27 protein-coding genes, 1 rRNA gene and 1 riboswitch are annotated in these 25,388 nt (G+C 61.2%); of the genes, 14 read left to right on the top strand and 14 right to left on the bottom strand.

Annotation, left to right across the window (positions count from 1 at the left end; genetic code table 11):
* Together R3217_02870 and tyrS are read right to left on the bottom strand one after the other, a co-directional pair.
* Nucleotides 1-445, bottom strand: a 16S ribosomal RNA gene (locus tag R3217_02870); the annotation flags it as partial.
* 411 nt (nt 446-856) lie between these two features.
* Complete coding sequence (tyrS, locus tag R3217_02865) at nt 857-2,068, bottom strand: tyrosine--tRNA ligase (protein ID MDX1454376.1); 1,212 nt, start codon at nt 2,066-2,068, stop codon at nt 857-859.
* Nucleotides 2,069-2,277: 209 nt separating this feature from the next.
* Between tyrS and R3217_02860 the strand changes: the two genes are divergently transcribed.
* Both R3217_02860 and R3217_02855 read left to right on the top strand, forming a co-directional pair.
* Nucleotides 2,278-3,606: a peptidoglycan DD-metalloendopeptidase family protein gene (locus tag R3217_02860; GenBank protein ID MDX1454375.1), complete on the top strand. Its 1,329-nt coding sequence runs from the start codon at nt 2,278-2,280 to the stop codon at nt 3,604-3,606.
* Between the two features lie 16 nt (nt 3,607-3,622).
* Nucleotides 3,623-4,708 carry an anhydro-N-acetylmuramic acid kinase gene (locus R3217_02855; GenBank protein ID MDX1454374.1) on the top strand — a complete coding sequence of 362 codons (1,086 nt, stop codon included), beginning with the start codon at nt 3,623-3,625 and terminating at the stop codon, nt 4,706-4,708.
* A 76-nt stretch (nt 4,709-4,784) separates the two neighbouring features.
* On the opposite strand, the gene erpA is transcribed toward R3217_02855, so the two are convergent.
* The 3 genes from erpA to R3217_02840 are packed head-to-tail and all read right to left on the bottom strand — an operon-like array spanning nt 4,785 to nt 6,360.
* Nucleotides 4,785-5,144: an iron-sulfur cluster insertion protein ErpA gene (gene erpA / locus R3217_02850; protein ID MDX1454373.1), complete on the bottom strand. Its 360-nt coding sequence runs from the start codon at nt 5,142-5,144 to the stop codon at nt 4,785-4,787.
* A 51-nt stretch (nt 5,145-5,195) separates the two neighbouring features.
* Nucleotides 5,196-5,630 (bottom strand): polymer-forming cytoskeletal protein, encoded by a 435-nt coding sequence (locus R3217_02845; GenBank protein ID MDX1454372.1) that lies wholly within the window; start codon nt 5,628-5,630, stop codon nt 5,196-5,198.
* Between the two features lie 10 nt (nt 5,631-5,640).
* Nucleotides 5,641-6,360: a DUF6776 family protein gene (locus R3217_02840; protein MDX1454371.1), complete on the bottom strand. Its 720-nt coding sequence runs from the start codon at nt 6,358-6,360 to the stop codon at nt 5,641-5,643.
* 91 nt (nt 6,361-6,451) lie between these two features.
* Between R3217_02840 and R3217_02835 the strand changes: the two genes are divergently transcribed.
* The 3 genes from R3217_02835 to R3217_02825 all read left to right on the top strand — a co-directional run bounded on the left by R3217_02835 (nt 6,452) and on the right by R3217_02825 (nt 9,408).
* Entirely contained in the window at nt 6,452-8,230 is a 1,779-nt protein-coding gene (locus R3217_02835) for a chloride channel protein (GenBank protein MDX1454370.1), read from the top strand.
* A gap of 29 nt (nt 8,231-8,259) precedes the next feature.
* On the top strand, nt 8,260-8,691 hold the full coding sequence (locus R3217_02830) for a CopD family protein (GenBank protein MDX1454369.1): 432 nt from the start codon (nt 8,260-8,262) through the stop codon (nt 8,689-8,691).
* 111 nt (nt 8,692-8,802) lie between these two features.
* A complete protein-coding gene (locus tag R3217_02825; protein ID MDX1454368.1) occupies nt 8,803-9,408 on the top strand; it encodes a peroxiredoxin in 606 nt (201 codons plus the stop codon).
* A gap of 71 nt (nt 9,409-9,479) precedes the next feature.
* Here the strand turns inward: R3217_02825 and bfr are convergent, their stop codons facing one another.
* Nucleotides 9,480-9,956 (bottom strand): bacterioferritin, encoded by a 477-nt coding sequence (gene bfr / locus R3217_02820; protein ID MDX1454367.1) that lies wholly within the window; start codon nt 9,954-9,956, stop codon nt 9,480-9,482.
* A gap of 153 nt (nt 9,957-10,109) precedes the next feature.
* Nucleotides 10,110-10,337, bottom strand: coding sequence for a bacterioferritin-associated ferredoxin (locus R3217_02815; protein ID MDX1454366.1), 228 nt, complete (start codon nt 10,335-10,337; stop codon nt 10,110-10,112).
* Between the two features lie 164 nt (nt 10,338-10,501).
* On the opposite strand from R3217_02815, the gene R3217_02810 reads away from it, so the two are divergent.
* Genes R3217_02810 through R3217_02800 form a run of 3 tightly spaced genes read left to right on the top strand, consistent with a single transcriptional unit; the run spans nt 10,502 to nt 13,016 of the window.
* Entirely contained in the window at nt 10,502-11,641 is a 1,140-nt protein-coding gene (locus R3217_02810) for a porin (protein ID MDX1454365.1), read from the top strand.
* Between the two features lie 8 nt (nt 11,642-11,649).
* The gene (locus R3217_02805; protein MDX1454364.1) at nt 11,650-12,219 is read left to right on the top strand and encodes an FMN-binding protein; all 570 of its coding nucleotides are present in this window, start codon (nt 11,650-11,652) and stop codon (nt 12,217-12,219) included.
* A 2-nt stretch (nt 12,220-12,221) separates the two neighbouring features.
* A complete protein-coding gene (locus tag R3217_02800; protein ID MDX1454363.1) occupies nt 12,222-13,016 on the top strand; it encodes a PepSY domain-containing protein in 795 nt (264 codons plus the stop codon).
* Here R3217_02800 and R3217_02795 read toward each other — a convergent pair.
* Complete coding sequence (locus R3217_02795) at nt 13,008-13,511, bottom strand: RNA pyrophosphohydrolase (GenBank protein MDX1454362.1); 504 nt, start codon at nt 13,509-13,511, stop codon at nt 13,008-13,010. The genes R3217_02800 and R3217_02795 overlap by 9 nt on opposite strands.
* A 117-nt stretch (nt 13,512-13,628) precedes the next feature.
* Between R3217_02795 and R3217_02790 the strand changes: the two genes are divergently transcribed.
* Nucleotides 13,629-14,615 (top strand): iron ABC transporter permease, encoded by a 987-nt coding sequence (locus tag R3217_02790; GenBank protein ID MDX1454361.1) that lies wholly within the window; start codon nt 13,629-13,631, stop codon nt 14,613-14,615.
* Nucleotides 14,612-15,388: an ABC transporter ATP-binding protein gene (locus R3217_02785; protein ID MDX1454360.1), complete on the top strand. Its 777-nt coding sequence runs from the start codon at nt 14,612-14,614 to the stop codon at nt 15,386-15,388. The genes R3217_02790 and R3217_02785 overlap by 4 nt, the downstream gene beginning before the upstream one ends.
* A gap of 12 nt (nt 15,389-15,400) precedes the next feature.
* Here the strand turns inward: R3217_02785 and R3217_02780 are convergent, their stop codons facing one another.
* Together R3217_02780 and R3217_02775 are read right to left on the bottom strand one after the other, a co-directional pair.
* Entirely contained in the window at nt 15,401-16,204 is an 804-nt protein-coding gene (locus R3217_02780) for a PhzF family phenazine biosynthesis protein (GenBank protein ID MDX1454359.1), read from the bottom strand.
* Between the two features lie 17 nt (nt 16,205-16,221).
* Nucleotides 16,222-17,022, bottom strand: coding sequence for an inositol monophosphatase family protein (locus R3217_02775; protein ID MDX1454358.1), 801 nt, complete (start codon nt 17,020-17,022; stop codon nt 16,222-16,224).
* Nucleotides 17,023-17,141: 119 nt separating this feature from the next.
* A riboswitch (cobalamin riboswitch) is annotated at nt 17,142-17,352 on the top strand.
* Nucleotides 17,353-17,479: 127 nt separating this feature from the next.
* On the opposite strand from R3217_02775, the gene R3217_02770 reads away from it, so the two are divergent.
* Nucleotides 17,480-19,318, top strand: coding sequence for a TonB-dependent receptor (locus R3217_02770; protein MDX1454357.1), 1,839 nt, complete (start codon nt 17,480-17,482; stop codon nt 19,316-19,318).
* An 82-nt stretch (nt 19,319-19,400) separates the two neighbouring features.
* On the top strand, nt 19,401-19,964 hold the full coding sequence (locus R3217_02765) for a cob(I)yrinic acid a,c-diamide adenosyltransferase (GenBank protein MDX1454356.1): 564 nt from the start codon (nt 19,401-19,403) through the stop codon (nt 19,962-19,964).
* A 15-nt stretch (nt 19,965-19,979) separates the two neighbouring features.
* Here the strand turns inward: R3217_02765 and R3217_02760 are convergent, their stop codons facing one another.
* From R3217_02760 to ampD, 3 genes are read right to left on the bottom strand one after another with little or no spacing between them, the layout of a single operon-like run.
* The gene (locus tag R3217_02760) at nt 19,980-20,849 is read right to left on the bottom strand and encodes a cobalamin-binding protein (protein MDX1454355.1); all 870 of its coding nucleotides are present in this window, start codon (nt 20,847-20,849) and stop codon (nt 19,980-19,982) included.
* Nucleotides 20,849-21,715, bottom strand: coding sequence for a regulatory signaling modulator protein AmpE (gene ampE, locus R3217_02755; GenBank protein MDX1454354.1), 867 nt, complete (start codon nt 21,713-21,715; stop codon nt 20,849-20,851). Before ampE ends, R3217_02760 begins: the two co-directional genes overlap by 1 nt.
* Nucleotides 21,716-21,753: 38 nt before the next feature.
* On the bottom strand, nt 21,754-22,332 hold the full coding sequence (gene ampD / locus R3217_02750; GenBank protein MDX1454353.1) for a 1,6-anhydro-N-acetylmuramyl-L-alanine amidase AmpD: 579 nt from the start codon (nt 22,330-22,332) through the stop codon (nt 21,754-21,756).
* Nucleotides 22,333-22,477: 145 nt separating this feature from the next.
* On the opposite strand from ampD, the gene R3217_02745 reads away from it, so the two are divergent.
* Nucleotides 22,478-23,827, top strand: coding sequence for an adenosylmethionine--8-amino-7-oxononanoate transaminase (locus tag R3217_02745; GenBank protein MDX1454352.1), 1,350 nt, complete (start codon nt 22,478-22,480; stop codon nt 23,825-23,827).
* A 2-nt stretch (nt 23,828-23,829) separates the two neighbouring features.
* A complete protein-coding gene (locus R3217_02740) occupies nt 23,830-24,564 on the top strand; it encodes a 16S rRNA (uracil(1498)-N(3))-methyltransferase (GenBank protein ID MDX1454351.1) in 735 nt (244 codons plus the stop codon).
* A 3-nt stretch (nt 24,565-24,567) separates the two neighbouring features.
* Here R3217_02740 and R3217_02735 read toward each other — a convergent pair whose 3' ends face one another.
* Nucleotides 24,568-25,386 carry a chemotaxis protein CheW gene (locus tag R3217_02735; GenBank protein ID MDX1454350.1) on the bottom strand — a complete coding sequence of 273 codons (819 nt, stop codon included), beginning with the start codon at nt 25,384-25,386 and terminating at the stop codon, nt 24,568-24,570.
* Nucleotides 25,387-25,388 lie beyond the last annotated feature (2 nt).

The raw sequence follows: 25,388 nt of genomic DNA, 5'->3' as shown, positions 1-25,388 counted from the left end.
CTACTGAAAGTGCTTTACAACCCGCAGGCCTTCTTCACACACGCGGCATTGCTGGATCAGGGTTGCCCCCATTGTCCAATATTCCCCACTGCTGCCTCCCGTAGGAGTCCGGACCGTGTCTCAGTTCCGGTGTGGCTGATCGTCCTCTCAGACCAGCTACTGATCGTCGCCTTGGTAGGCTTTTACCCCACCAACAAGCTAATCAGACATAGGCTCATCCAATAGCGTAAGGCCCGAAGGTCCCCCACTTTCACCCGTAGGTCGTATGCGGTATTAGCAACCGTTTCCGGCTGTTGTCCCCCACTACTGGGCAGATTCCTATGCGTTACTCACCCGTCCGCCACTCGCCATCAATCTAGCAAGCTAGATCATGCTGCCGTTCGACTTGCATGTGTTAGGCATGCCGCCAGCGTTCAATCTGAGCCAGGATCAAACTCTTCACTTTATAACGTGAAAAGAGTGAACCAGAACTCAAGAACCACTGTATATCAGTTTATCTTGGGCTCGTTAGGTCACTCGGTACTTCAATGTATTGCGAAGCAATTCATCGACGCGAGCGCCCACACAAGTTACTTGATCCTGATTGTTAAAGAGCAAAAGGCAGCTGATGTAAGCGCCTCAGGCAGACGGACCATTTTACGTGGGTGACGATTCCTGTCAATCCCCGGCGAGCAAATACTTGAAAGTTTTTGTCGCCGTGTCCGTTCTGCAAATCTCGCCATCCGTCGCGAGAGGGCGGCATTATAGGGACTTCGCTGGAGGCGTCAACACCCCCGGGGCTTTTTTTTGAAATTAACTGCTCGACTGGTCACTTCTTGCCCAGAAAGGGCCTCGAAGCCAGCTCAATACCGGCGGCTCACTTCACACGGACCCTGGCGACCCGGCGTTTACCGACCTGGAAGACCGCCTCGGAGCCAGCAGGAAAGGCCTGCCGGGCGTCGGCCGCCTTGTCGCCATCGATCTTGACCGCTCCCTGCTTGACCATCCGCATGGCTTCCGACGTCGACTTCACCAGCCCGGCTTCTTTCAACAGGCTGGCCAGGCCGATCTCGCCCTCCTCGGCGGTGACGCTGACATCGGGGAGATCATCGGGCAGGGCGCCTTTCTGGAAGCGGGAAACGAAAGCAGCCCGGGCGGTCTCGCCAGCGCCCTCGCCATGAAAGCGATCCACGATTTCGATACCCAGGAGGAACTTGATGTCCCGCGGATTCGCCCCTTCAGCGACCTGCTGGCGAAAGGCCGCTATGTCACTCAGCGGCCGGAAAGACAGCAGCTCGAAGTATCGCCACATCAAGTCATCGGATATCGACATCAACTTGCCGAACATGTCGTCGGGCGCCTCGGTGATGCCGATGTAGTTTCCCAGCGACTTCGACATCTTCTGCACGCCATCCAGCCCCTCCAGCAGGGGCATGGTCAACACGACCTGGGGCTTCTGGCCGTTCTGCTCCTGCAATTGCCGGCCAACCAGCAGATTGAACTTCTGGTCGGTACCGCCAAGCTCGACGTCGGCTTCAAGCGCCACGGAATCGTAGCCCTGCACCAAGGGGTAAAGGAACTCGTGGATGGCAATCGGGCGATTCTCTTTATAGCGCTTGGAAAAATCGTCGCGTTCCAGCATGCGAGCCACAGTATGGCTGGAGGCCAGCTTGATCAGCCCGGCCGCACCCATGGACTCCATCCACTCTGAATTGAACGCAACCCGCGTTTTGTCCGGATCGAGAATCTTGAAGATCTGCTCCTTGTAGGTGAGCGCATTCTGCTTGATGTCTTCCGGCGACAGGGGCGGGCGAGTGGCGTTCTTGCCGGTCGGGTCACCGATCATGCCTGTGAAATCGCCAATCAGGAAAATGACCTCATGCCCCAGCGCCTGGAACTGACGCATCTTGTTGATCAGGACCGTATGCCCCAGGTGCAAATCGGGCGCTGTCGGGTCGAAGCCAGCCTTGATCTTCAGCGGGCGCCCTTCCTTGAGCTTTGCTTCGAGCTCCTCCTCACGCAGGATCTCGTCGGCGCCGCGCCGCAGTTCTTCCATGGCCTGTGTGATTTCCGTGTTGGCTGACGCCATAGCCGCCCGACTCCCCTGTTGTAAAGTTTGGCTTCCCGGTCGCTTACCAGGAGCCCTTGGATGTCATTTTTTTCAGAAAAAACAGTAAGTTGACATTGACCAAACGTGGTCAGCACGGTACTTTAGCAGGTGGTTGGGCCAGCTAACAAACCGACATGACGCAAATGAGACCCGATTATAAGCCGCAAGCGCGGCCCGGAGGCGCCGGTGTGCGCAAGAAACGCCTGACGGCGGCTCGCCCCCATCATTACTGGCTGGGCGGCGCGCTGGCCATCGTGCTGACGATCAGCCTGGCCAATGTCTCATCGCAGCCGTCTGCAGCAAACTCGGTGGGCGACTTCGAAGGCGATGCGCAGATCGCTCTCACGCTGCCGAGCAACGGCCGCATCGAACGTGGCACCCGCGTGCCTGCCGCCGAACCGGCCGTTGGCACCAACCTGAAACGCCTGAACCTTGTGGTCAAATCCGGCGATTCGCTGGCAGCCATGTTCGATCGCCATGAACTGTCGCGCCAGGACCTGCATGAAATCATGCTGCTGGGCGAGAGCGTGGAGCGCCTTCGTCTCATTCGTCCGGGTGACCGGATCAATGTCGTCGCAGACAGCGCCGGCAACGTACTTGAAGTGTCGATGGAACTGGATGGCACGGACAAGCTGAGAATCGAGCAGGGAGAGCAAGGCTACACGACCAGCCTTGAAGCACTGCCACTGCAACGGCGCATACAGACGGCCAGCGCCACCATAGAATCCTCGATGTATGCCGCCGGTTACGCAGCCGGCCTTTCCGACACGCTGATCATGAACCTCGCCAACATCTATGGCTGGGACATCGATTTTGCGCTGGACATTCGCCAGGGCGATGAATTCAGGATCATCTACGAAGAGATTTTCCGTGATGGCGAGAAGGTCAAGGACGGGCCGATCATCGCTGCCGAATTCGTCAACGATGGCCGCGTGATCCAGGCCGTTCGATTTGTCGACGACAATGGCAATGCCGCCTATTACGGTCCTGACGGTCGCGCGATGCGGAAGACCTTCCTGCGCGCACCACTGAATTTCCTGTACGTCAGCTCCAACTTCAATCCGAGCCGGCTCCACCCGGTGCTGAAAACGGTGCGACCGCACAATGGCATCGACTACAAGGCGCCCGTTGGCACACCTGTGTTTGCCGCCGGCGACGGCCGCGTCGTCCGTTCTTCGTACAGCAAATACAACGGTCACCACGTCTTCATCCAGCACGGCGAGAAATTCGTGACCAAGTACCTGCACTTTACCCGCCGGGCAGTCAGCGTCGGTCAGCGCGTGAAGCAGGGGCAGGTCATCGGCTACGTTGGCTCGACCGGCCTCGCGAGCGGCCCGCACCTGCATTACGAGTTCCTGGTCAATGGCACGCATCGCAATCCACGGACCGTCAAACTTCCCGACGCGGAACCGATTGCCGAACAGTACAAGGACCAGTTCATGGCCGTCAGCACTCCGCTGTTGCGCCAGCTGGATGTGATCGGGTCCGACCGCACTCGCGTCGCCACCGCACCCTGATCGCCGGTTCCGATCGATGCCGGATCTCTACCTTGGCCTGATCTCCGGCACCAGCCTCGACGCCATTGATGCGGCTGTTGTCGATTTCAGCGGCACTCCCCACGTTACCGCCGCCCGGAGCTACCCGCTGGAAGACGACTTGCGACGCGGTGCGCTGGATGCCATGGCAGGCGGCGGCCAGGTGAGTCTCGCCCAGCTTGGCGAGCTGGATCATCGCTTTGCCATTGCCTTCTCGGAGGCAGCGCGCCGGCTCCTGTCCGACCATGACATCGCCGCCGATGACATATCCGCCATCGGTTCGCACGGCCAGACGATATGGCACGCCCCGGAAGGCGACCACCCGTCCACCTTGCAGATCGGTGACCCCAGCCTGCTGGCCGCACTGAGCGGAATTCCCGTGGTTGCAGATTTCCGCCGCAAGGACATGGCAGTGGGTGGACAGGGCGCGCCGCTGGCCAGCGGCTGGCACCGGGAAATTTTCAGCCACCTTGCTCCGGTCGCGATTATCAACCTGGGCGGCATTGCCAACATCACGCTGCTGGAGAGCGACGCCACCAAGGGATTCGATACGGGTCCGGCAAACGGGTTGATGGACGCCTGGGCCTACAAGCATGGCAAGGGCAGTTTCGATGCAGATGGCGAGTTTGCGAGCGATGGCGAGTTCATTCCCGCCCTGCTCGATCGCCTGCTTGCTGACCCCTACTTTGCCCTGCCGCCCCCCAAGAGCACGGGCAAGGAAGTTTTCAATCTCTCCTGGCTGGATGCTTTCCTGGAAGGCAGCGAGCGTTCCGCGGACGTCCAGGCGACGCTGTGCGAACTGACGGCCCGCACCGTGGCAGACGCGATCAACGCCAGCAAAGCCCGGCACGCCATTCTCATGGGCGGTGGCGTGCACAATCCGCTGCTCAGGGAGCGCCTCGCCGCCAATCTATCGATCGCGACGCTGGAGACCGCCGACCAGCATGGATTTGATCCGGACTTCATCGAAGCCGCCTGTTTCGCCTGGCTCGCCAGGCAACGCCTGGCAGAACAACCGGGCAACGTGCCCGATGTCACCGGTGCGGCGTCGGAAACCGTGCTCGGCGGCATTTACCTGCCCTGACGTCGCATGAAATCCATTCAGGCATGAAAAAAGGCGCCAAGGCGCCTTTTTTCATGCTTCATCCTGTTACGCCCGATCAGACCGAAAACGACGATCCACAACCACAGGTGGTGCTGGCATTCGGATTGCGAATGACGAATTGCGCGCCCTCGAGATCCTCCTTGTAATCGATTTCCGCACCCATCAGGTACTGGAAGCTCATAGGATCCACCAACAGGGTCACGCCGTCCTTTTCAACCGCGGTATCGCCCTCTTCGACCGCTTCGTCGAAACTGAAGCCATACTGAAAACCCGAACAACCGCCGCCACTGACAAACACGCGCAGCTTGAGGGCATCATTGGCCTCTTCTTCAATCAGCTCGCGCACCTTGCGCGCCGCCGCGTCGGTAAACACCAGCGGTGGTGGCTGATTGGGATTGTGGTTGTGTACTTCCATTCAAATACCTCGTGTCCGCAACGTCATTCTACGCTGCCCCGGACTGCACACTCAATGTTCGCCGGCATCATCATTCGCGGAGGCATCCGGATTCTTGCCTTCCTGGTCGTGGTTCAGCGCCAGCATGGGCGAATCCGCGGGCTTGTGGACCAGCTTGCCGTTCACCGTGGCGCCGGCTTCCATGCGAATGACGTTGTAATACACGTCGCCCTCGACACGTGCCTTTGCACCCAGCTCCAGGCTCTCGCTGACGTAGACATCACCCCGCACCGTGCCGTTCAGTACAAGCACGGGCACGTGCACTTCGCCCTCTATGCAGCCTCGCTCGCTGATCGAAAGGCGCGAGCCGGTTTCGGTCGCCGAAACATTGCCCTTGATGAAGCCATCAACATGCAGGCCACTTTCGAATTCGAAGTCACCCGTTACCCGCGTGTTGTGACCAACCAGCGTATCCATGTGCGTCGATTTTCTGTTTCCTCCCAGCATCGGGAACCTCCTATCCGGTCGATACATCCCAACCAAAGCTGCGGGTCATTGTTTCCGCGCCTCTGGCACTCGGGTCTATGGTCAATTCCAGCCGCTGCGGCACAAAGCCATCCGGCAACCTGAAATCTCCCTCGAAATCCTGAAAATACTTGAACGAATAACGCAGCGTGTCTGCGCCGTCCATCACAAGTTCCGCAACATCCAGGCGCGCTTCGCGCCCGTCACGTTCGCCAATCACTTCCAGCTTCAGCTCGCCGCTGGTCGCACGATCGTTGGTAATGGCCTGGATCAGCACGAGGCGATAATGGAACACCTGCGACTGTGACGTCGGGCTGATACGCATGCTCTGCACCCGCAAGCCAGCTTCGCCGTCCTCGGGCGAGACGATGCCGCGGTAAAAGGCCAGCTCTTCCCGCAGCTCGAGTACCTCGTCCTGCTTGGCAGCAAATTCGCGCTGCAAGCGCTCACGGGCCTCCTGGTCGATATCGCTGGACCGTTCCAGCAAGGCTACGCGCTCTCGCAGGGCGTCGTTAGCGGCTTCCAGCCGGGCGATCTGCCCGGCCTGGCGATCGATGGTGGAACCCGACTCCGTGGCATCGAATCCGGCACGGATCTGGCCGAACTGGAAAGCACCGAATACCGACAGGAACATCAGTACCCCGACCACGGTATAGAGAAGGCCGTTGCGCAGCGGCCGGTGCGGCCTGACTACCAGTCGATGTCGCGTCATGCAGGAGCCCAGCGCTGAGAATTAGTCCGTAATGATACCAATACCGGCCGCCCCGTGCGCAATCCATCGGCACGGCTGGCATAATGACTCCATGAATTCTGCCAACTCGGACAGCGCCACCACGACAGGCTACCTGGACCAGCTGCGCATTCGGCTGGCTGGACGATCAGCCTTGCTGCAGCTGAGCATTTTCGGCGCCGTGGCTGGCCTGCTGGTTGGCATTCTCATGTTGCTGTTCCGTGGCGCCGTCGAAGGCATTCAATCGCTGATCCTGCCTGGTGGCGACCCGGAGAACTTCGAGGGCCTGCCGGTCGATGCGCGCTTCATGCTGCCACTGGCAGGTGCCCTGCTGCTTGGCCTCATCTATCTCCTGGTCAAGCCGAAGCGTCGCCAGGGGGGCGTCGTGCATGTGCTCGAGCGACTTGCCTATCACCAGGGACACATGTCGACGCGCAACGCCTGGATGGAATTCATCGGCTCGGGCATTGCCCTGATATCCGGCCAGTCGGTAGGCCGCGAGGGACCCAGCGTGCATCTTGGCGCTGCCGGCACCAGCCTGCTCGGGCGCCAGCTCGGATTGCCCAACAACACCTTGCGAGTGCTCATCGGCTGTGGCGTCGCCGCCGCAATCGGCGCAGCGTTCAACACACCACTGGCCGGGGTCATCTTCGCCATGGAGGTCGTGCTGATGGAATACACCATCGCCGGCTTCGCACCGATCATTCTTGCGGCGGTCAGTTCGACGGCCGTGACGCATCTTGTCTATGGCTCTTCACCGGCCTTCAATGTGCCACCTATCCTGCCCGTGCCACTGATCGAACTGCCGATACTGTTCATCATCGGGTTGATGATTGGCGGGCTCGCAGCACTGTTTTCGGCATCCTCGATCACCCTTGCCGCCCGGATACGCCAGTGGCCCCTGCTGCTGAGATTCGCCCTTGCAGGCCTGGTAACCGCCTGCCTGGCTATTTTCGTCCCGGCCATCATGGGCGTGGGTTACGACACCGTGAACGACGCCATGACCGGCGAACTGACCCTGAGCCTGTTGCTGATCATTGTCCTTGCCAAATGCGTGGCCACCGTATTTGCCATCGGCTGCAACCTCCCGGGCGGGCTGATCGGTCCTACCCTGGTCATCGGTGCCGTGGTGGGTGCCGCAATTGCCGCGATTTGCAGCTGGCTGTTTCCGGAATATCTCTGGCAGCCGGCCGTATTCGCACTGGTCGGCATGGCTGCGATGATGGCGGCCACGTTGCAGGCGCCGCTGGCAGCACTGATGGCCCTGTTGGAGTTGTCCGGCAATACCACGCTCATCTTCCCGGGCATGCTTACGGTCATTACGGCGGTACTCGTGTCGCGCGAGGTCTTCCACAAGGATTCCATCATTCTCGAGCTGCTGCGGGCACGCGGACTTGATTACCGCAACGACCCCGTCGCGCAAAGCCTGCGCCGTATCGGTGTTGCCGGCGTGATGGAGGCTGCCGTGCAACAGGCGCCGGCCAGCATTTCCGTCGGCGACGCCCGGCGCCTGCTGGAGCGCAGCCCGAAGTGGCTGCTCCTCGAAAGCAACGAAACGCGACGTTACCTGCTGGCCGCAGCCGACCTGGCGCGCTACCTGGCCGAACGAGACGAACGCAGGGCCAAATCGGACGACACGGAAGATGCGCAGTCCGAGGAAAAGCAGGTCGACCTGGTCAAGCTGCCTGGCCGACGTATCGAATGCCTGCCCGTCACACTGCAGGCCAACCTGCAGGAAGCCCTTGATCTCGTCACTCGCCAGGAGGCGGAAGGCGTCTACGTGCAGCGACGTGGCGGGCGACTGTTCGGGGTGCTGACTCGCGAATCCATCGAACAGGCATACTCGCGCTGACCCTGTTTCCGACCTGAGAGGACAATCACATGCAATCACACGGCTGGCTGCAAGCACTGCACATCATTTTCATGGTGACCTGGTTCGCAGGCATCTTTTACCTGCCACGGCTGTTCGTCTACCACTGCGAAACCACCGACGAAGCGGGCAAGGCGCGCTTCAAGGTGATGGAACGCAAGCTGATGATCATCACTCACATCGGCATGGGACTCACCTGGATCGCCGGCATTGCGATGCTGGCCGCCTATGCCTGGAGTGCCTATGGCCAGATGGGCTGGCTGCACGCCAAGCTCGGATTGCTGGTGCTGCTGACGGCTTACACCATCTGGTGCAGCCGGCTGGTCAAGGTTTTCGCCCGCGACGCCAATACCCGCAGCCACGCCTGGTACCGCTGGTTCAACGAAGTGCCCGCCGTGCTGCTGGTCGCCATTGTGCTGCTGGCCACGCTGAAGCCGTTCTGAACGGCTTCGGCAGGGGGTCTCGCCAAGCCCGGAGGGCATGCTAGAATTAGAACCCTTCCAAGGTTTTTCGACCCATCGTAAATTCACAACCGTGACATTCAGGAGGCAAGCATGAGCGTGCTCGTAGGCCGCAAGGCACCCGATTTCACCTGCCCGGCAGTGCTGGGCGACGGCAAGATCGTCGATGATTTCAAGTTCCTCGAAGATACCAAGGGCAAGTACCGCATCGTGTTCTTCTACCCGCTGGACTTCACCTTCGTGTGCCCGTCCGAGCTGATTGCGCTGGACCACCGCATGGACCAGTTCAAGGAGCGCAATGTGGAAGTCGTGGCCGTCTCCATCGATTCGCACTTCACCCACAATGCCTGGCGCAACACCCCGGTCGACAAGGGTGGCATCGGCCATGTGAAGTTCACCATGGCGGCTGACATCAACCACCAGATCGTGCGCGATTACGGCGTCGAAGCCCCTGACGGCTCGGTGGCGTTCCGCGGCGTGTTCCTGATCGACAAGGACGGCAAGGTCATGAGCCAGACCGTCAATGACGACCCGATCGGTCGCAACATCGACGAAATCATCCGCACTGTCGATGCGCTGCAGTTCTGGGAAGAAAACGGCGATGTCTGCCCGGCGGGCTGGCAGAAGGGTGATGCCGGCATGAAGGCCAACCCGGAAGGCGTGGCCGACTACCTGGCCAAGAGCGCCGACAAGCTCTGAAGCGCTGCAGCCAGCGCGACAAAAAAGCCGCCCGGAAGGGCGGCTTTTTTCTTGCCATCGGAATGTTCCGATCAGTCGGCAGCGGTCATCTGCGACTGGTTGTAATTCTGGATGCCGACTTTCTCGATCAGCTCCAGCTGCGTCTCCAGCCAGTCCACATGCTCTTCCTCGGACTCGAGGATGTCGGTGAACAGGGCGCGGGACACGTAATCGCCACAGGCCTCGCAATGCGCAATGGCTTCGTGCAGCACCGGAATGGCCTGGTGCTCGATCTTGAGATCGCACTGCAGGATTTCCTCGGTGTTCTCGCCAATCATCAGCTTGCCGAGATCCTGCAGGTTTGGCAGGCCCTCGAGGAACAGGATCCGCTCGATCAGCATGTCGGCATGCTTCATCTCATCGATCGACTCCTCGTATTCCTTGTCAGCCAGCTTGCTGAGGCCCCAATCCTTGAACATGCGGGAATGGAGGAAATACTGGTTGATTGCGGTCAGCTCGTTGGTCAGAGCCTTGTTGAGGAATTCGATGACCTTCTTGTCGCCTTTCATGACGTCTCCTGTGTCTTGCTCGCTGTCGGCATTGAGGAATCTGGAACGATTCCAGCGTGCGAAAAGCATAGCGCAGCACGCGGCAGCTGCACAGGGAGGGCCGGGCTAAATCTTTGTTTTTATTGACGAATGTGAAATGAGAATGATTTAGATTCAGGCCGCGAAATGATCGTCGTTGTCCGCAGCAGGGGGCTGCTGACGACTGGCATCCTGCTGGGCCGCCATCTCTTCCGCCAGGATTTCGCGAGCCTGCCGGGCACACTTGCCGCAGGTGGTGCCACAGCCCGTACTCTGGCTGAGTTCGCGCAGGGAACAGCAGCCGCTCCGCGCTTCCTCGCGGATCGTCGAGTCAGTGACAGCATTGCAGATGCATACGTACATGGGGCCATTATTCCCCTAGATGAGAATGATTGTCAACTATCAAACATTCTCAACAATGGTCCACATTCGTACTAAATCGAAATGAGAATGATTTGCATTTGCGTTCCTGAGCCTCTACACTGCCGGCGAAATCGAGGCTCAAGCCGCCTAGACGGCAGGCCGACATGGCAATCCCAACCTTTGAAGAGGACATCATGAACAAGAAGTGGTTGATGCTTGCAGCCAGCGCGATGCTGCTGCCCCTGAATGGCGCCCTGGCCGCCGAAAACACCCCGAGCAACGAAGAGCTCTACGAAATCATCAAGGCCCAGCAGGAAGAGATCGACTCCCTGGTCGGCAAGCGCGAAAACGTGAGTGACGGCAGCACCAGCATCGGTGGCTACGGCGAGCTGCACTACAACAGCCTGGATTCCGGGGACGAGATCGATTTCCATCGCTTCGTGCTGTTCTTCAACCACGAGTTCAACAGCGACATTCGCTTCTTCTCGGAAGTCGAGCTGGAACATGCCCTGGCTGGCGAAGGCAAGCCTGGCGAGATCGAGCTGGAACAGGCCTACGTCGAATTCGACGTCACCGAGCGCACCCGCATCAAGGGCGGCCTGTTCCTGATGCCGGTCGGCCTGCTGAACGAAACCCACGAGCCGAACACCTTCTACGGCGTGGAACGCAATCCGATCGAAAAGAACATCCTGCCGACGACGTGGTGGGAAGGTGGCGTGGCCGTGACCGGCAACTTCGGTTCGAGTGGCCTGTCCTACGACCTCGGCGTGCACTCCGGCCTTAATACGGATGACACGTTCGCCATCCGCGGTGGTCGCCAGAAGGTCGCCGAAGCCGTCGCCGAAGAGCTGGCCTACTCCGGCCGCCTGAAGTACACCGGCATTGCCGGCCTCGAGATCGCTGCCTCCTTCTTCCACCAGGGCGACCTGACGCAGGGCACCGTGCCGCAGTCGGATGCGGGCACGCTGATCGAAACCCACGTCCGCTGGAACAATGGCCCGCTGACGCTGACCGCGCTGTATGCAGGCTGGAGTATCGATGGCGATGCACCCGCGGCCATCGAGCGCGACAAGCAGGACGGTTACTATGGTGAAGCCAGCTGGCGCTTCAACCAGCAGTTCGGCGTGTTCGTTCGCCAGGGCGCATGGGACAATGGTGGTATCGGCGAAACCGAGATCAGCCAGACCAACATCGGCTTCAACTACTGGCCGCACAAGAACGTCGTGGTGAAGTTCGACATCATGGAACAGGATGATGCCGGCAATGACGAAGGCTTCAACCTCGGTATTGGTTACCAGTTCTAAGGACATGAATGGCTGACATTGCAGTCAACATGAAGTGCTTTGCGAGAGGCCTGCGGATCATGTCCGCAGGCCTCTTGTTGCTTGTCAGCACGTCATCACTTGCTGCTGATGAACAGTACCTCTCCGCAGCGGAATTCCTGCACGGCACGTTCGGCGAGACGACGCCCGAGCCATCGCTGATCTGGCTGACTGGCGCGAAGGGTGAAACCGCCAAGAAGATACTCGGTCACAAGCCGAATTCTCTCAGGGTTCGTTACTGGCAGCGCGACAACACATCAGCGTGGATACTGGATGAAATCGGCCGCGAAAAGCCCATCACGGCAGGCTTCATCATCGAGGACGGCGCGCTTCGCCGTGTCGAGGTGCTGGCGTTCCGTGAATCACGCGGTTGGGAAGTCCGTTACGACTTCTTCACCAAGCAGTTCCTCGGCGTGTCGCTGACGACCGAGCACCGGCTGGATTCATCCATCGACAACATCACCGGCGCAACCCTTTCCGTCAGCGCCATGCGGCGCATGGCCGAGCTGGCGCTCTACCTGGACAGCCAGGTCCGCCAGGCGGCCAAGGAGTCCGGATAACGATGGCACCGCGGAAGCGACAGATCGTCGAAAAGCTGCGTTCCTGGTACCTATGGCATCGCTACCTGGGCCTCGCCGCGGCCATATTCGCTGCCTGGCTGGCGATCAGCGGGATCGTGCTGAACCACACCGAAGACCTGGCACTCGCCGAGCAGCCGGTGAACAGCGAGTGGTTGCTGGATATCTACAACATCCCGAAGCCGGATTCGCTGGAAGGTCATGAGATCGCTGGCCGCTGGATCGTTGATGCGGGCAACCGCGTTTACATCGACCGGCTGAAAGTTGCCAAGCCGCAGCCCATGGTCACTGCCCTGCCTGCCAGCTATGGCTTCATCATCGTCTTTGCCGACGCCATCCAGCTCTACACCGAGGATGGCATCCTGGTAGAAGAGATTCCGTTCACGGCCGGCCAGGGCGACATCATCGCCGCCGAAGCAAGCGAGAAGGGTTTCCTGTTCCGCACGCTGCTGGCCAGTTACTCGGCAGACGAGGAACTGCTGGGCTTCGAGCGACTGACGGGCGCCCGGACGATTCGTTCTCCCGAGCCACGAGCCATCCCGGCTGCCTTGCTCACCGACCTGGCAGGAGAGATTCGTGCCAGTCGCCTGAACCAGGAGCGACTGTGGCTGGACCTGCATTCGGGACGCCTCTTCGGCATGACGGGTGTCTGGGTGGCTGACGCAGCGGGCATTGCGCTGTTGTTGCTGGCATTGAGCGGCATCTGGATCTGGCAGCAACGCGCTCGTGCCCGACGTCGGCAGCGCCAGAGCCTGCAGCGAGCTCGAGAATCAGAGTGATGGCGTCCTAGGCAGCTTGCCATCGGGATGCACCCGCTCGACAAACTCTCCCAGCGCTGCCCGGTATACCCGCTTCTTGAAGTGCACGACCTGTCGAACCGGCTCCCAGTAGTCCACCCAGCGCCATTGATCGAACTCGGGACTCGATGTCACGGCAAGGTCGATATCCTTGCTGCCTGCCTTGAAGTCCAGCAGGAACCAGCGTTGCTTCTGGCCGATGCACAGGGGACTGGAGTGGCGTCGGACGTACTGCTCGGGCAGGCGGTATCGCAACCAGCGTCTCGATTCCTGCACCAGCTCGACATGCTCCGGTTGCAGTCCCGTTTCCTCCGCCAGCTCGCGATACATGGCATCCAGCGGCGTTTCACCTTCCAGCATGCCGCCCTGCGGAAACTGCCAGCCGGTGTTGCCCACGCGTCGAGCCCAGAACAGCTTGCGCTGCTCGTTCATGATGATGATGCCGATGTTGGCGCGAAAGCCGTCCGCGTCGATCATGGTTCCCTGTCCTGTCGATCTCAGCCGCGATTCTAACGGAATCGCCCCTCGGCGTGGGTGAGCGTTCCGTTTACAATCAGCGAATGTCGATCATTTTCACATTCCCGGCAGGCAGGCATGACCACTCGCGTTGAAGTGCTTGCAAGCTTCGTCGCGCTGTTGCTGGCGGCCATGGCGGCCATGGCGCTGGCGCTGATGATCGGCAGCGTCAATCTCGCGCCGGCGGACGTACTGGCGGTCATTCGTGGCGAGGGCTCCAGCCTGGCGACGACGCTGGTCCTTGAATTGCGCTGGCCGCGCGCGGTCGCAGCCTTCGCAACCGGCGGGCTGCTGGCCATGTCGGGCGCCTTGATGCAGGTCTTGCTGCGCAACCCGCTGGCGGACCCCTACATCCTGGGTGTGTCCGGAGGGTCCGCGGTTGGTGCCCTGCTGACCCTGATGCTCGGCCTCGGTTTCTTCTGGGTGTCGACGGCGGCCTTCGTCGGCGCCCTGGTGTCCATCCTGCTGGTCTTTACCATTGCTCACGGCCGAGGCGGCTGGACTCCGACTCGACTGTTGCTGACAGGCGTGGTCGTGGCCGCCGGCTGGGGCGCGGTCATCAGCCTGATGCTGGCGCTGGGACCGGACAGCAGCATCCGCAGCATGTTGTTCTGGTTGATGGGCGACCTGTCGTACTCGCAACGGCCCTACCAGGAATTCGTGGTGCTGCTGGTCGGCGGACTGCTGGTGTTTCCTTTTTCCCGGCACCTCAACCTGCTGGCCCGGGGTGAAATGCAGGCCAAGACGCTCGGCGTGCCGGCACGCGAACTCAATATCGGCATATACCTGCTGGCTTCCATCTTCACGGCAGTGGCTGTCACCGAAGGGGGCAGCATCGGCTTCGTCGGCCTGGTGGTGCCGCACATGCTGCGGCTGGTGATCGGCGCAGATCATCGACGCCTCATGCCGGCCTCCATGCTGGCCGGCGGGACCCTGCTGGTGATTGCCGACACCCTGGCGAGAACGGTCCTGGCGCCAAGACAATTGCCGGTCGGGGTGGTCACGGCTTTCATCGGTGTACCACTGTTCCTCTACCTGCTGAATCGCTCCCGGAGCCAGGCATGAGGGTGCGGCTGGAACTCGACCGACTGGGCGTGCGGATCGCCGGCAAGCAGGTCGTGGAAGACTTTTCAGCAGGCTTCGAGGGCGGTCGCTGCATCGGGATCCTGGGTGGGAATGGCGTTGGCAAGACCACCTTGCTGCATACGATTGCAGGTTTGCGCGAGCAGGATGCAGGACAGGTCAGGATCAACGGCCAGGCCACCGAAGAACTGGGTCGACGCCAGCTGGCACGCCAGCTGGCGTTGTTGATGCAGCAGTATGACGACCCGTTCCCGGCCAGCGTCCTGGAAACGGCACTGATCGGTCGACACCCGCATATCGATTTCTGGCAATGGGAATCTCCCGAGGATATCGAGCTGGCCCGCCAGGCCTTGCAGGCCACCGGGATGGCCGAGCTTGAACAGCGCGATGTGCACGCCCTGTCGGGCGGTGAGCGTCGACGGCTTGCCATCGCCACCATCCTTGCGCAGGACACGCAGATCTACCTGCTCGATGAGCCGGTGGACCAGCTCGACCTGTTGCACCAGATGCGCCTGCTGGGCCGCTTCCGCGAACTGGCTCGCGAGCATGACCGCCTGGTGTTGATGTCGCTGCACGACGTCAATCACGCCGCCCGCTTCTGTGACGATGTGCTGCTGATGTATGGCAATGGCGAAGTGGTGCTGGATGAAACCTACAAAGTGCTGAATCCCGCCAACCTGGAACGGCTGTACGGCATCCCGGTACGAATGATCACCACGGATGACGCCCTGTTCTTCCAGCCAGAATGGAAATGAGGTCCAGGCTGTTCAGATGAAGATGTGCCCCTTGAGGTACAGGACCGCCGAGCCGGCAATGAGCACGCGATTGTCCTGCTGCTCGACGTACAGGTCTCCACCGCGGGCCGATATCTGGCGGGCTGTCATGCTGCTGCGTCCCAGCACCTCGAACCAGTACGGCGTCAGCGTGGAATGCGACGAGCCGGTGACCGGGTCTTCCGGCACACCAGCGGAGGGCGCGAAATAGCGTGACACGAAATCCACCTTGTCACCAGGTGCTGTCGCCACCACGCCCTGCCCGGGCACCTCCTGCAAGGCAGACATGCTGGGCATCAGGTCGGCGACATCGCTCTCGCTCTCGAACACCGCCACAACCTTGTCGCTGTCCGGATCATTCAATTCGGTTTTCATCACGCGCAGAGGCCTGGCGTGCAGGGCCGCTGCCACCTTGCCGCCGTCATCCCATTCCTTCGCCGGGCGTGACGGAAATTCCATGGCCAGGACACCATCCTTCAGACGCACGGTCAGGTTGCCGCTGGCGGTGGCGAAATGCACTTCGGTCAATGCACGCCCGAGTTCCTGAAAAAGCACATGTGCCGTAGCAAGGGTCGCGTGACCACACAGGTCGACCTCGCGGGTCGGGGTAAACCAGCGCAGGTGATAACCACCGCTGTCATGCGGCACGAAAAATGCCGTCTCGGACAGGTTGTTTTCAGCGGCTATGGCCAGCATCCTGTCGTCGGACAGCCAGCTCTCCAGTGGCACCACGGCAGCGGGATTGCCCCGCAGCGGTTCCGACGTGAATGCGTCTACCTGGAAAAATTCGAGTTTCATGCCATACCTCGCAAGGTTCAGTGCCTGCCCGTCCAGCCCAACCTGGCAAGCAGCTCGTCATGCAGCCGGCCATTGCTCGCCAGCGCGGTGCTGACATCCAGGCCCGGCCTGTGCCCGGCAAGGGTCGTGAAGCGGCCTCCCGCTTCTTCGACGATCAGGCTCAGTGCCGCAATGTCCAGTATGTTCAGGTCCGATTCGACAACGGCATCGATTCGCCCGCTGGCCAGCAAATGGTAATGGTAGAAATCACCGTAACCCCGGCCGCGATGTACCTGCTGCACCAGCTCGCCATAGGCTGACCAGGAGGCGGGACTCGCCGCCAACGTGGCCAGGTTGCCACCGGACAGGGTGGCCTGCGAAACCTCGGTCGTCTCGCTGACCTGGATCTGCCGACCATTCAGGAAGGCGCCGCCGCCCCGGGTGGCCCAGGCGGTCTCACCGACCTGCGGCGCAGCCGATACCCCGAGAACGATGTTCTCGCCATGGCGCAGGGCAATCTGGGTGGAATAGAAAGGATAGCCACGCACGAAGGATTTCGTGCCGTCCAGCGGATCGATCAACCAGACGAAATCGGCGTCTGCCTGCTGGGCACCGAATTCCTCGCCCAGGAACCCATGCCCGGGACACGCAGCCGAAATGATTTCCTTGATGGCCTGCTCTGCCTCGCGGTCGGCGATCGTGACTGGCGAGTCATCGGCCTTGCGCTCCTCGGCAACACCCTCGGCCGCATGGCGGGCAATGATGCCGCCGGCAGCAGCGGCAGCATCTCGCGCCACCTGCAGCCAGCGTTCCAGCTCTTGTTTCGTTGGACCACTCACCCTCGGTTCCCTGTGGTAGCTGCATGTTGAGAACCAGTCTACCGCCGTGCTGGCACGAGAAACACCGAAAAACTCGTACGAATCCGACCAATTCTTGACTGGCTGCCGGTCCAGGCCCAGAATGCGCCCACGCTTCAGGTGCCCTTCCCCAACGGGAAGGTCAATCGGGAAGCCGGTGCGCACCCAGGTGCAAGTCCGGCACTGCCCCCGCAACGGTGATCGGGAAGCGTCTCGCCTGCGTACCACTGGACAGAGCCTGTCCGGGAAGGTGGCGAGACCGGCGCAAGCCACCCGTCAGTCCGGAGACCGGCCTCGAGCGACACGTACCGACATTGCGGTGGGCAATGGGCGGGTCGCAATCCCGATGGCATTCGGTCTTGTTACCCTCCGCACCCACTTCATGTCGGTCTTCAGCCAACATGCGTCGCGGGCGAGCGTGCGCAGAGGGAGACAGACAATGAGAAACACCACTGGGGCAATCCTGATCACCATCCTGGCGACTGGCCTGTTGCCATGCCTTCCGGTCAACGCGGCCGAGGGCGATGTCAACGCAGATCGCACGGAACTCGACGATGTCGTCGTAACGGCGACCCGCCATGCCATCACGCAGGACCGGCTGCCGGCCAATGCAATTGTTATCGATCGCGCAACCATCGAGCGCAATGTCGGTGCCGACCTGGCTGACATTCTCAGGCAGCATGCGGGCCTGGACGTGGCGCGCAACGGTGGACCGGGCGCCGCGACGTCGCTGTTCATTCGTGGCACCGAGTCCAACCACGTGCTGCTGCTGGTCGACGGCATCGAAATGAACCCCGGCAGCATCGGTGGCCCGGCACTGCAGAACATTCCGCTGGACTCCATCGAACGTATCGAAATCATCAAGGGGCCGCGCTCTTCGCTGTACGGTTCCGAGGCCATTGGCGGCGTGATCAATATCGTCACACGCCGAGGTGATCGCCTGGCCGCCAGCGCCACGCTGGGCAGCTTCGACACCGAACAACTGGATGGCAGCTACCACGGCAGCCAGGGTAACTGGCAATACGGTCTCGACCTTGGCTCGGAACGCAGCGATGGCTTCGCCCCGCGCGCAGACAGTGCAGAGGAACGAGGTTACGAGCGTGACCATGGCAATGGCTATGTCCGCTGGCAGAATGAGCGGGCAATGCTCGAATTGCGCCATTGGGAAGCCGAGGGTATCAGCGAGTACCTGGGCTTTTTCCTGGAGCCCCTGTCGCAGGAGTACCGCAACGAGATGAGCAGCATCGAGGCCCGCCTTGCCGGCGACGACAGCTGGTCGGCACGACTGCTCCTTGGCCGGGGCGTGGATGAAATTCGCCAGCGTGATCCCAACTTCCTCGGCGAGTTCGATTTCGTGCGCACGGTACGCGACACCATCGACTGGCAGCACGATTTCTTCCTGTCCGACGACCACCGACTCACAGCCGGCGTATACCTGGAAGGCAGCGAAGTGGATTCGCTGTCGTTCGGCGAAGGCTATTCGGAAAGCACCGACGTAACAGCGTACTACCTGCAGGATGCCGTCGGTTTCGGCGACAACAGCATGATCAGCTCGGTCCGCTACAGTGATTTCGACGCCATCGGCAGCGAAACGACCTGGAACATCGGCTGGAACCACCGCTTCAGCGAGGCGCAACGGCTGTTCATTGCCGCCGGCACCGGTTTCCGCCTGGCCGACGCCACTGATCGCTTCGGCTTCGGCGGCAACCCGGACCTCGAGCCGGAGTCGTCGGAGAACATCGAGATCGGCTACTCGGCCGACATGGCGGCGCATCGCTTCGAAGCGACCGTGTTCCGCAACGACATCGACGAGTTGATTGCCTATGTCGATCCGGATGGTTTCGCGGGCCCCGCGACGGGCAGCAACGTCAACATCGACCGTGCACGCATCGAAGGTATCGAACTGGCCTACCGCTGGCACAACCTGGCCTGGCGTTTCGACACCGAGATCATCATCCAGGACCCGGAAGACCTGACCACCGAGAGCCAGCTGGCTCGCCGGGCACGGCGCAGCATCAGCGCCAGCCTGGTGCGCGAGTTCGGCGCATTCAGCCTCGGCCTGGCGGGCGTCGCCAGCAGCGAGCGGCCGGACTCGCCGTTCTCGACGGCCATGCTGCCGGGCTACGGCGTCGTGGATCTCACCGCTGGCTGGGACATCGACCCGAACTGGTCACTGGGCCTGCGTGTCCAGAACGTCGGCGATCGCGACTACCAGACGGCTGAGGGCTACAACAGCGAGGAGCAGAGCTTCTACCTGACGCTGCGCTTCCAGCAATGATGACGGCGGGTGCTGCAGGCGGTGACCAGCCTGCAGCACCCTGTCCGTGGCGCTACACTGCAGAAAACGCACAGGACGACACATGGGAAACCGACTCAGCAAGATCTATACGCGCACGGGCGATGACGGCAGCACCGGCCTCGGTGACGGCTCGCGCGTGGCCAAGGATTCCACCCGGGTCGAGGCCTACGGGACGGTCGACGAACTGAACAGTGCAGTCGGAATCATTCTCGCCGAGGACCTTCCCGCAGACATCGGTGAACTGCTTGCCGACATCCAGCACGAGCTGTTCGATCTCGGCAGCGAACTCAGTGTCCCGGGCTACAGCGCCTTGCAGGACGAGCAGGTGGAAAGGCTGGAGGTCGAACTGGACAGGTTGAACGAGAGCCTGCCGGCGCTGAAGGAATTCATCCTCCCCGGCGGGGGACGCGCCACCGCAGCCTGCCACCTGGCGCGTACCATCTGCCGTCGCGCTGAACGGCGCGTCTGCACCCTCGGCCGCGAGGAAGACATTTCCGCCACGTCGGGGCGCTACCTGAACCGCTTCTCCGACCTGCTGTTCGTCATTGCCCGGGTGCTTGCCCGGCACGAGAACGGCAGTGAAGTCATGTGGCGCTCGCCACGCCTGAGGAAGGCGCAGGACTGACAGCCACGCGGCTTTTCAAAGGCTGTTGCGAGTTGCCTCTATGGCATTGCAAAGCTGTCGGGCACCAGCCAGCAACCGCGGAGTGGGCCTGGCCAGCAAGATCGCATCGATGGCGCGAACATTGCCTCGACTGACCGCACGCAAGCCGGACCACTTCGACCAGTCGCCCGCACCCTCGTCCAGCACCGCCGAGGCACCACCCACGATCAGGTCCGGATCACGGGCTATCACCGCTTCGCGGCTCACGGCCGCAGCGGTTGTTTCGAGATCGGCAAAGATGTTCTTGCCGCCGCAGATCCGGATGATGTCGCTGATGGTGTGCCTGGCATTGATGGTGAACAGCGGCTGCGCCGATATCTGGTAGAAGACGCGAATCCGACTGGCATCCAGGTACTGCTCGGCCAGGCTGTCGAAACCAGCGACCAGGTCGGTAGCCACGGCCTCTGCCTCGGTCTCGTTACCGGTCAGGCGGCCCAGCAAACGAAGGTTCTCGCCAACGGCCTCGATGCTCGGCGAACCCATCACCAGCACTGGCAAACCGAGCGACTCCAGTTTTTCGATGACGCCCTGCGGGGTGCCGCTCTGCCAGGCGATGATGACGTCGGGTTCGAGAGCAATGATGCGCTCGGCATCGAAACGATAGGCATCGCCCACGCGGGGTATTTCGAGTGCCGCCTCGGGATAATCACTGTACTCGCTGGTACCAACGACCACGTTGCCGGCACCAATCGCGAACATTTGCTCGACCAGGTGAGGTGCCAGCGTCACCACCCGCTGCACCGGCAGCTCAAGTTCCAGCATCTTGCCACGGTCATCGCGAACCTCGGCAGCACTGGCAGTGCCACCTATCGCCAACAGGAGGAGCAATACCGACAGCCGACGCATTACAACCAGCCAAATATGGTCAGCAGGGCCAGCGACGCCAGCCAGATCACCAGGCTGCGGTTCAGCAGGTTCATGACTGCCGTGAACTCCGACCGGGCGGATGCCTCCTCGGCCGGGAAATTCAGGGCGCCGCGACCGGTACAAGCGAGGATATCGTCGTTGATCTCGAAGAAGCGTCCGGAGCAATCGGCAAAGTAGGCGCGGCGCTCGGCAATCGCATCGTCAAAGCTCCCGGCCAGTGCATAGCAACCTGACAGCAGCCGTGACGGCGCCCATTCAAGCAGGCCGAAGATTTTCTGGGCAGCCCCCTGCGCCTCGTCGCAACCGGTGATCTCCTCTGCCTGGTGGCGCAGGATGTCGGCGACGCGAAAAGCCACCGCACCCGCAGGCCCGAGTAAGACGAACCAGAAAATCACGGCAAACAGGTTGCGGCTGGAAAGCACCAGCAGACGCGTGACCACCGCGCGGGTTCGCTCCAGCGGATCGGAGGGAACCGCAGCCTCGAGCAGCCGCTCGGCAACCGCCTCGGCGGCCTCCTCGTCTTCTGCCGCGAGCGCCGCGTCGTAGCGTGCCGCCTCCGCGAGCGGGCTCTTCGGCCCGAGCATGAACATCAGTACCAGGGTACCGAAGGCGAATCCAAGCACCCAGGACATGCCGCTCATCAAGCCCATCAAGAGGGCGGCCAGCACCGCTGGAACGGCAATGGCCAGCACGGCCAGCAGCAAGCCCTTCAGGTCGGCTCCGAGCGGCACGTGCCTGGCCAGGATGGCAAATCCCCGGCGATACCAGTTCTCGTTGCGGCGCGCAGCCAGTTCCGGGACGAATCGGTCGACGACCAGTGCCAGGATGACGGACAGGAAAGCCATGCAATTGCTCCTTGGAGGGTGTGTCCGGCTGGATTATATCAGTCAGCGACAAAACCCGTGCCGGCGGCTTCCAGCTCGCGCCGGAATCGTGGCCAGTCAAAGGCAGGGCCGGGATCGGTCTTGCGTCCCGGAGCGATATCGCAGTGTCCAACGATACGGTCCGGCGTGAGCCCGGGGTAGCTGGCCATCAGCGCCCCGCTGACCGTGACCAGTTGCCGGTATTGCGCATCCGTGTAGGGCTGGTCATCCGTTCCCTCCAGCTCGATACCGATGGCAAAATCATTGCAGCAGGAACGTCCTTCGTATTCCGACTGCCCGGCATGCCAGGCGCGGCGATCGAACGCGGCGAATTGCTTCATGCTGCCGTCACGAAAGATCACCAGGTGAGCAGAAACCTTCAACCCACTGATTTCCTTGAAGTATTCGTGCTCGTCCTGTGGCAGGCAACCGAGGAACAAGGCATCGATCCAGGGTCCGCCAAACTCGCCTGGCGGCAAGGATATGCCGTGCACGACCAGCAGGCTGAGGTCGCGTGGATCCGGCCTTGCATCCTGGTGGGGCGTCTGTCGCTGTGGCACGCCGACCAGTCGGTGGCCAATGATGAAATCCGTATTCATGACAGCAGTTTCCTGTGTGGCGGCGGCCTTGGCAAGCCCATGGCGTGCCGGCTTGCGGGCAGGGGCCAATATGCGGACACTGTTGGGCTGCAACGCTGGCCCGCACGGCGAGGCCATTTTTCGAGCAACCGGATCTTGACTGCCCATGGACAACGCTACGCTTCAGAAACGCGATCTCGATGTGCTCTGGCACCCCTGCACCCAGATGAAAGACCACGAATGGCTGCCGCTGGTACCCGTCAAGCGTGGCGAGGGCGTCTGGCTCGAGGACTTCGATGGCAACCGCTATATCGATGCGGTATCGAGCTGGTGGGTCAATCTCTTCGGGCATGCCAACCCTGACATAAACCGGGCCATTGCCGAACAAGCGGCCTCGCTGGAGCACGTCATACTTGCGGGCTTCAGCCACGAGCCGATCGTCCGGCTGTCGGAGCGCCTGGTCGCGCTGACACCGGCGCCCCTGACACGCTGCTTCTACGCGGATAACGGTTCGGCGGCCGTTGAAGTGGCGCTGAAAATGAGCTTTCACTGGTGGCGCAACCGCGGCCGGAGCCGCAAGACCCGGTTTGTGACCCTTTCCAATTCCTACCATGGCGAAACGCTGGGTGCACTGGCTGTCGGCGATGTCGCACTCTACAAGGAAACCTACGAGCCACTTTTGCTGAAGCCACTTACCGCCCCCTCGCCGGACTGTTTCCTGCGTGAGCAGGGGGTTTCCTGGGAAGAGCACTCGCTGGCAAAAGCCGATGCGCTCGAAGCAATGGTGGCCGAGTCCCATGAGGATATCTGTGCCATCATCCTGGAACCGCTGATCCAGTGTGCCGGCAACATGCGCATGTACCATCCCGTCTACCTCAAGCGGGTGCGGGAGATCTGCGACAAGTACGACGTGCACTTCATCGCCGACGAAATTGCGGTTGGCTTCGGCCGCACGGGCAGCATGTTTGCTTGCGAGCAGGCAGGCGTGTCACCCGACTTCATGTGCCTGTCCAAGGGCATCACGGCCGGTTACCTGCCCCTGTCTGTCGTGCTGACCACCGAAACGGTGTACGACGGTTTCTACGACGAGTACGAGAACCTGACAGCGTTCCTGCATTCGCACAGCTATACCGGCAATCCACTGGCCTGTGCGGCGGCCAACGCGACGCTGGACCTGTTCGAGTCGCGTCAACAGGTAGCGCGAAACCGGGAACTTGCCACACACATGGGACAGGCGGTGGCCCATCTGGCCGACCATCCCCATGTTGCCGAGGTTCGTCAGCATGGCATGACGCTGGCCATCGAGATGGTGAAGGACAAGGCGACACGGGAGCCTTTCCCCTGGCAGGAAAGACGCGGCTTGAAGGTCTACCAGCACGCGCTCAAGCATGAATCACTGCTGCGCCCGCTGGGCAACGTCGTCTACATGATGCCGCCCTACATCATTACCGAAGAACAGATCGATCACCTCGCGCGCGTCGCTACCGAGGGCATCGACATCGCCTGCAAGGACTGACCATGCGCGAGATTCGGCTGTTTCATGATGGCCCGCTGGCAAGCGGCGAATGCGTGACTCTGGAGAAGTCAGCGGCCCAGCACCTCGGCAAGGTGCTGCGTGCCACGGTCGGCCAGCCGGTCACACTGTTCAATGGCCAGGGCGGTGAGTGGTACGGCAAGGTCAGCTTGCTCGAAGGGCGCAAGGCTGAAGTCAGCCTGGAGGAACACGCCGAGGTCGAACGTGAAGCATCAGTGGACATGACCCTGGTGCAGGGCCTGTCGCGCGGCGAACGCATGGACTACACCATCCAGAAAGCCGTGGAAGTGGGCTTCAGCTGCATCCAGCCGATTGTGACGGAACGGTGCGTGGTCAAGCTGGATGAGCGAAAGCGGGAAAAACGGCATGACCACTGGCTGGGCATCATGCGCAGCGCCTGCGAGCAAACGGGCCGCAATCGCGTACCCGAGCTGCTGCCAGTGATCACGATGGATGAATACCTGGCTGCACCGCGGCGCGGCATCCGGCACTTCATGCTCGATCCGGATGCAACAGGCACACCGGCTAGGCTGGCTCGTCCTGACACGGGTGTCGGCCTTGTCATCGGTCCGGAAGGCGGATTCAGCGAAACAGAGAACGCACATTTGCTGGCTGCAGGCTTCGAGGCGCTGCGGCTCGGTAGTCGAGTACTCAGGACGGAAACGGCGGCCGTGGTGGCCGCCGCTGCACTGCTTTCTCGGTGGGGAGAATACGACTGAGAATCAGTCGTCGTCGAATCCTTCGAATTCTATATCGTCCAGGTCGATGTCGAACTCGTCATCCTCATCGCCCTTTTTCTTTGCTCCGGACTCGTCTGTGGATTCGTCCTCGCCAAGTTCGGAATCGATACCTTCCATTTCAATACCGAACTCGGTCTCTTCGTCATCACCGGACGAGTCATCATCCTGTCCCAGCGCAGCGCCGATGTCCTCCATGGTCTCTTCGCCGAGCGAATCCTGGTTGAGCAAGGCATCCTCGAATTCGTCCTCGCCACCCAGGTCCAGGGCTGCCAGCTCGTCTTCGGGCTCGGCGCTGCCAGCTTCCTCGACTGCGGCATCGCCCTTGACGTTCTTGCCATCGAGCGCAGCGACAAGCATGCGCTCGAGGCTTTCGAGATCAGGAATCAAAGGCCTTTCGTTCGCCATGCGAACCCGCGCAAGAACCGGGCCCTGCTTGTCTTCGCTGCCAAGTTCTTCCTTGTGCAACACGCCGGCATTGACACGAACCAGGTAGGGGTAGCCTTGCGTGAGAACGGCAAAGGCATTCGGCTCGAGCTTGTCATCGATGCCGAACACGATCGCGATGCGGGCACGACGACCCATGTCGGGTGCTTTCTTGCCGCAGGCGAGTTCGTAGGAAATCATCGGAATATCCTGACCCTGCCAGTTCATGAAGCCGAGCAGGAAGGGTGGCGCATTGTCAGGCCGGTCTTTCGGTTTTACGAAACCGGTTACCTCCGCAACCGCTGCACGCGGCAGCACAATGCGGTTTCCCTGCAGGGGAATCAGCAAACTGTAGACTTCTTTCAGGGCCTGCTGCATGA

The organism is Gammaproteobacteria bacterium (assembly GCA_033720895.1).
Lineage (GTDB): Bacteria > Pseudomonadota > Gammaproteobacteria > Natronospirales > JAJUFS01 > JAWWBS01.
Note: the sequence above shows the minus strand (reverse complement) of the source record. Positions and strands in the feature narration are given on the sequence as shown.

Coding starts and splice junctions, on each gene's coding strand:
- tyrS (MDX1454376.1), bottom strand. CDS start 2,068: ATGGCGTCAGCCAACACGGAAATCACACAGGCCATGGAAGAACTGCGG.
- R3217_02855 (MDX1454374.1), top strand. CDS start 3,623: ATGCCGGATCTCTACCTTGGCCTGATCTCCGGCACCAGCCTCGACGCC.
- erpA (MDX1454373.1), bottom strand. CDS start 5,144: ATGGAAGTACACAACCACAATCCCAATCAGCCACCACCGCTGGTGTTT.
- R3217_02845 (MDX1454372.1), bottom strand. CDS start 5,630: ATGCTGGGAGGAAACAGAAAATCGACGCACATGGATACGCTGGTTGGT.
- R3217_02840 (MDX1454371.1), bottom strand. CDS start 6,360: ATGACGCGACATCGACTGGTAGTCAGGCCGCACCGGCCGCTGCGCAAC.
- R3217_02835 (MDX1454370.1), top strand. CDS start 6,452: ATGAATTCTGCCAACTCGGACAGCGCCACCACGACAGGCTACCTGGAC.
- R3217_02830 (MDX1454369.1), top strand. CDS start 8,260: ATGCAATCACACGGCTGGCTGCAAGCACTGCACATCATTTTCATGGTG.
- R3217_02825 (MDX1454368.1), top strand. CDS start 8,803: ATGAGCGTGCTCGTAGGCCGCAAGGCACCCGATTTCACCTGCCCGGCA.
- bfr (MDX1454367.1), bottom strand. CDS start 9,956: ATGAAAGGCGACAAGAAGGTCATCGAATTCCTCAACAAGGCTCTGACC.
- R3217_02815 (MDX1454366.1), bottom strand. CDS start 10,337: ATGTACGTATGCATCTGCAATGCTGTCACTGACTCGACGATCCGCGAG.
- R3217_02810 (MDX1454365.1), top strand. CDS start 10,502: ATGGCAATCCCAACCTTTGAAGAGGACATCATGAACAAGAAGTGGTTG.
- R3217_02805 (MDX1454364.1), top strand. CDS start 11,650: ATGGCTGACATTGCAGTCAACATGAAGTGCTTTGCGAGAGGCCTGCGG.
- R3217_02800 (MDX1454363.1), top strand. CDS start 12,222: ATGGCACCGCGGAAGCGACAGATCGTCGAAAAGCTGCGTTCCTGGTAC.
- R3217_02795 (MDX1454362.1), bottom strand. CDS start 13,511: ATGATCGACGCGGACGGCTTTCGCGCCAACATCGGCATCATCATCATG.
- R3217_02790 (MDX1454361.1), top strand. CDS start 13,629: ATGACCACTCGCGTTGAAGTGCTTGCAAGCTTCGTCGCGCTGTTGCTG.
- R3217_02785 (MDX1454360.1), top strand. CDS start 14,612: ATGAGGGTGCGGCTGGAACTCGACCGACTGGGCGTGCGGATCGCCGGC.
- R3217_02780 (MDX1454359.1), bottom strand. CDS start 16,204: ATGAAACTCGAATTTTTCCAGGTAGACGCATTCACGTCGGAACCGCTG.
- R3217_02770 (MDX1454357.1), top strand. CDS start 17,480: ATGAGAAACACCACTGGGGCAATCCTGATCACCATCCTGGCGACTGGC.
- R3217_02765 (MDX1454356.1), top strand. CDS start 19,401: ATGGGAAACCGACTCAGCAAGATCTATACGCGCACGGGCGATGACGGC.
- R3217_02760 (MDX1454355.1), bottom strand. CDS start 20,849: ATGCGTCGGCTGTCGGTATTGCTCCTCCTGTTGGCGATAGGTGGCACT.
- ampE (MDX1454354.1), bottom strand. CDS start 21,715: ATGGCTTTCCTGTCCGTCATCCTGGCACTGGTCGTCGACCGATTCGTC.
- ampD (MDX1454353.1), bottom strand. CDS start 22,332: ATGAATACGGATTTCATCATTGGCCACCGACTGGTCGGCGTGCCACAG.
- R3217_02745 (MDX1454352.1), top strand. CDS start 22,478: ATGGACAACGCTACGCTTCAGAAACGCGATCTCGATGTGCTCTGGCAC.
- R3217_02740 (MDX1454351.1), top strand. CDS start 23,830: ATGCGCGAGATTCGGCTGTTTCATGATGGCCCGCTGGCAAGCGGCGAA.
- R3217_02735 (MDX1454350.1), bottom strand. CDS start 25,386: ATGCAGCAGGCCCTGAAAGAAGTCTACAGTTTGCTGATTCCCCTGCAG.